Below are 4429 nucleotides of genomic sequence, written 5' to 3' on the forward strand. Positions count from 1 at the left end.
GATCTATCCGGAAGTACAAATCCGGCTTCAATTGTTGTTGATGATGATATGGAGATTACTGCTGTTTTTGATGAGGTTGTTGAGAATGAATATACCCTAACTGTCAGTACAGAAGGCTCTGGGTCTGTTAACAAAGATCCGGATAAGGAGAACTATTCAGAGGGAGAAGAAGTCACCTTAACTGCGAATTCGGATACTGGCTGGACATTCAGCGAGTGGAGAGGAGATCTGTCCGGCAGTTCGAATCCGGAGACAATTATTGTGGATGAGGACAAACAGATTACAGCTGTTTTTGATGAGGAACCAGATTTTGGGATTTCTGTACAGGAAGTGAAATTTTACATCAGGGAAATGGATCTAGAAGGAGCACGTAGAACCGATGATTTTAAAACCAAAGATTTTATACTGAATGTGCCAATCGATGGATCACCATTTGAGATCACACATGTTGACATTCCGAATGGGTTTTATGAAGAACTCGAACTTGACATCAAAAAGCCCGAAAGTAAAGCTGATATAGATGATTCTGATTTCAGAGATGGGTCCGGCAGCTATTCAGTGGTTGTTAAAGGGATGTTTAATGGTGTCGACTTTACATATCGATCATCGGAAGATTATGATATTGAAGTGGAGCTCAATCCACACCTTGAAATTAAGAGCGGTCAGACTGAGATCATCGCCTTAACGCTTGATTTTGATGGGTGGTTTATGAGAAGTGATGGCGGATTTCTTGATCCCAACGACTCGGGAGATAGGAAGCAAATCGAAAAAAATATTGAAGATTCCTTCAGTGATTTTGAGGATGGATTTTAAGGAACTCGCCTAACTGACCAAAGTCGTTGAGAGAGGCTGGTGAGTTTTTCTTTTCGTCTACCTGTTGCTCACATTTCCGCTGATTTCTCATGACCAAGTTTACAGATTTCAGTTAGTCAGAAATTCGATACTAGTACAGCCTATGCCTTTTATTTAATTACCAAAATACCATTGGTGATTTGAATTATAAACTGCTGAATTTGTAAATGACCAAACCTCGTAGAGGTGAAACACGAATAGCCCTAAGTGAAGTGAAACGAAACCTGGGGTTTAGGAAGCACAATAATTTACCAGCCGAACAGAGGGATTTGTTTGGATTTTAAAGCTGTATTGAGGTGGTTTAACACAGGTTTTGGAATGAAATGAATTGGTACAAAATTGTGGATTGATGATTTATTGAGTGGCGGATTAGATATAAACACATGTTGAGGGTCATCGCCTCTACGTTTTCCGGAGCTCTGAACTTTTCTCTCTGTTCGGCGATTTTATTATCGTATTGCTATATCCCCGGGTTCCGCTGAGATTCACCCAGCCTGTCCCGACGTTTTTGGTCGGGAGGGCTAATCACATTCTGCCCCGTTGGGGCAGGGGTAGTGAATCATGGAAGGCCCAAGTTATCCTAGTTTCTATTCTGATCTAGAAACGATCTATTACTGTCCCAGAGGGACAGCATGTTGGTAGCCCCACGCGTGAGCGTGGTGTAAAATGGATGAACAGATTCCCCCGCCGAAAAGAGGGTTTTGTTTGGAATGAAAAATTAAATAGAGGCGGTTCCAATCAGATTATGGAATGGAATATTTCGTCAACAAAATTGTGGATTGATGATTTATTGAATGGCGGATTAGGTATAAACGCATGCTGAGGGTCATCGCCTCTACGTTTTCCGGAGCTCTGAACTTATCTCTCTGTTCGGTGATTTTATTATCGTATTGCTATATCCCCGGGTTCCGCTGAGATTCACCCAGCCTGTCCCGACGTTTTTGGTCGGGAGGGCTAATCACATTCTGCCCCGTTAGGGCAGGGGTAGTGAATCACGATAGGCCCAAGCTACCGTCGCCTCCCGTCTGGTCTGCGAACGAATCATTAATTGTCCCGGAGGGACAGCATGTTGGTAGCCCCAAGCGCCAGCTTGGGGTGTGAGTGAGAATTCAAAATCACCCGCCGAATAGAGGGATTTGTTTGGAGTATAAAAAAGAATAGAGGCGGTTTAACCCAGATTGTGGAGTAAAATAAACCGGTGCAAAAATTTGGATTCGTGATTTGCTGAACGGCAGATTAGATATAAATACATCCAGAGAGTAATCGCCTCAATGTTATCCGGAGCTTTGAAACACTCTCTCTTTTCGGTGAGGATGGGAGATCATCCGTTTACCCCGAGTTTCACTCAGCTAATCACATTCTACCCCTTTAGGCAGGGGATTCCGTCTGCATGCTATATTTGCAGACTGATTGGTTAACATCAAGCCGCAAGGTACTACTGGTGTACTGGTGGCAGGCATTCGGTTCTTTGTGGGTGACGGTGGAGGCTGGTAAGTTTTTCTTTTCGTCTCCTGCCTGCTCACTTATCCCTCCGATTTATCAAGGCCAGATTTTATCAGTGTGAGAATGGATTAGATATTGTGGAATAACAAAACCCCACACCTCATTCCTTATCGCGTAAACCGTAAACCGTATAACGTACACCGTTCAAACCCATATACTGTAAGGATTTGACGTATGTGAAACGCTGATAGGGAATATCCCAAAAATATCACTCCTTCAATTTATCGGGCAACACGATGCCGAGACGTCCGGCGCGTTCACGCCACTTTTGGCGGGCTAGTTTCTGCATATCCTCGATGGTATCGATCTCGTCCACAATCTCCATGCCGAGCAATGTCTCCACGGCGTCTTCCATGGTCACCACACCCGAAAATCCACCGTACTCATCCACGGCAACGGCAATATGCTCCTGTTTTTCGAGCAGTCTCTCAAACAGCTCCTTCAGCGAAGCGGTCTCGGGAACAATCATCACATCACGGCGGATATCCTTTAGTTTTTTGTGGCCATTTCCTTCCGAGAGATTGTAATAAAGATCGTTCTTTAAAATATAGCCGGTAATATCCTCTTCGTTATCGCCATAGACCGGAATTCTAGAAACGTGTAACTGCTCTTTCTTTTCCAGGGTTTCGTTGATGGTCAGATTCTCGCGAAACTTGATGACCACAATACGCGGCGTCATTACATCCCGCACTTTCAGTGATCGGAACTTAATCAGGTTTTTGAAGATCTTTGATTCACCCTCCTCAAATACTCCCTCCTCGAAACCGAGTTCGGCCATGGCACTAAATTCCTCGCGACTCACGGTCGGTTCTTTATCATTCCGGGAGAGCATCCGGGTAATACCCATTGAAAGGAGTACCAGCGGGTAGGTAACATAGATCAAACCTTTGGTGGTGTAAGCGGAAAAGCCGGAGAGCTCTTTCCAGTAGGTTGCGCCGAGCGTTTTTGGGATGATCTCTGAAAAGATCAGAATGGCGAGTGTCAGAATTGCGGATGTGATGCTCACGTAGGCATTGCCAAAAACAACCTGTGCCTGTGCACCCACGCCGGCCGCACCCACGGTATGAGCAATGGTGTTGAGACTTAAAATAGCCGAGAGGGGGCGGTCTATATTGGTTTTCAGATCCTTGAGGATCCCACCTACGCGTGGATTTTTCTTCTGAAGAACTGTTACGAACGATGAGTTCATGGAGAGCAGCACCGCCTCCAGGATGGAACATAAAAAAGAGACTCCAATTGCAAGAGCCAGGTAAAAAATCAGTAACGTCATAAATAGTAGTTGATATAAAATGGTCGCGGTACACGAAACGAAAGCTAAGATACGAGAAATGATAACAAATCTCTTGAAGTGGTTTTTTACAGTTTAGAATGTACAATTGGACAGATAAGAGTGAATCAGGAATTTTTTTAAGAAAATCAAACACTCATTTGAATATCAGATATCAGAAGGATGATCTGCGATTGACGATATGAATTATGAATTGTTGAACTACAGATTATATGTAAAGATGTCCATAGAGTTATCGCCTCAATGATGTTAAGCGCCCAGAATTATTCTCTCTGTTCGGCGATGGTTTATTGACAATCTCGTAACCCCGGGTTGAAACCCGGGGCTAAAAAATATACTGCCCCGCCGGGGCAGGTATCCCATCTGTATGTTTTGGAATTCAAATCTTATCTGTGTTATGAGATGCTTTCTCTAATAATATTTTAACGCAAAAAGCTCCGTAAGAGCGAAACGATGGTAACCCCAAGCGTCAGCTTGGGGTAAAAGGGATGAATAGATTCACCCACCGAAGAGAGGGGCTGGCTTGGGTTGACAAATTGAATAGAGGCGGATCAACAGAGGTTGTAGAATGAAATGTATCGGTTCAACAATGAGGAATGAAGGTATGTTGAATGACATATTAGATTGAATCACATTATGAGAATCATCGCCTCAACTTAGTCGAGTGCCCGGAACCACACTCTCTATTCGGCGATTTGATATATGTCACTCTTGCTATCCCAGGGTTTCGCTTCGCTACACCCTGGGCTACCAATATACTGCCCCGCTGGGGCAGGCTTCAATTCG

At 44.1% G+C, this 4429-nt stretch carries 2 protein-coding genes; one reads left to right on the forward strand and one right to left on the reverse strand.

Annotation, left to right across the window (positions count from 1 at the left end):
• A partial coding sequence (locus ACESM0_RS10715) for an InlB B-repeat-containing protein (protein ID WP_411289513.1) occupies window positions 1-813 on the forward strand: 813 nt, incomplete at its 5' end.
• A gap of 1750 nt (window positions 814-2563) precedes the next feature.
• On the opposite strand, the gene ACESM0_RS10720 is transcribed toward ACESM0_RS10715, so the two are convergent.
• The gene (locus ACESM0_RS10720; protein WP_372906207.1) at window positions 2564-3625 is read right to left on the reverse strand and encodes a CNNM domain-containing protein; all 1062 of its coding nucleotides are present in this window, start codon (window positions 3623-3625) and stop codon (window positions 2564-2566) included.
• Window positions 3626-4429 lie beyond the last annotated feature (804 nt).

The sequence above is a fragment of the Rhodohalobacter sp. genome, assembly GCF_041686455.1.
Lineage (GTDB): Bacteria > Bacteroidota > Rhodothermia > Balneolales > Balneolaceae > Rhodohalobacter.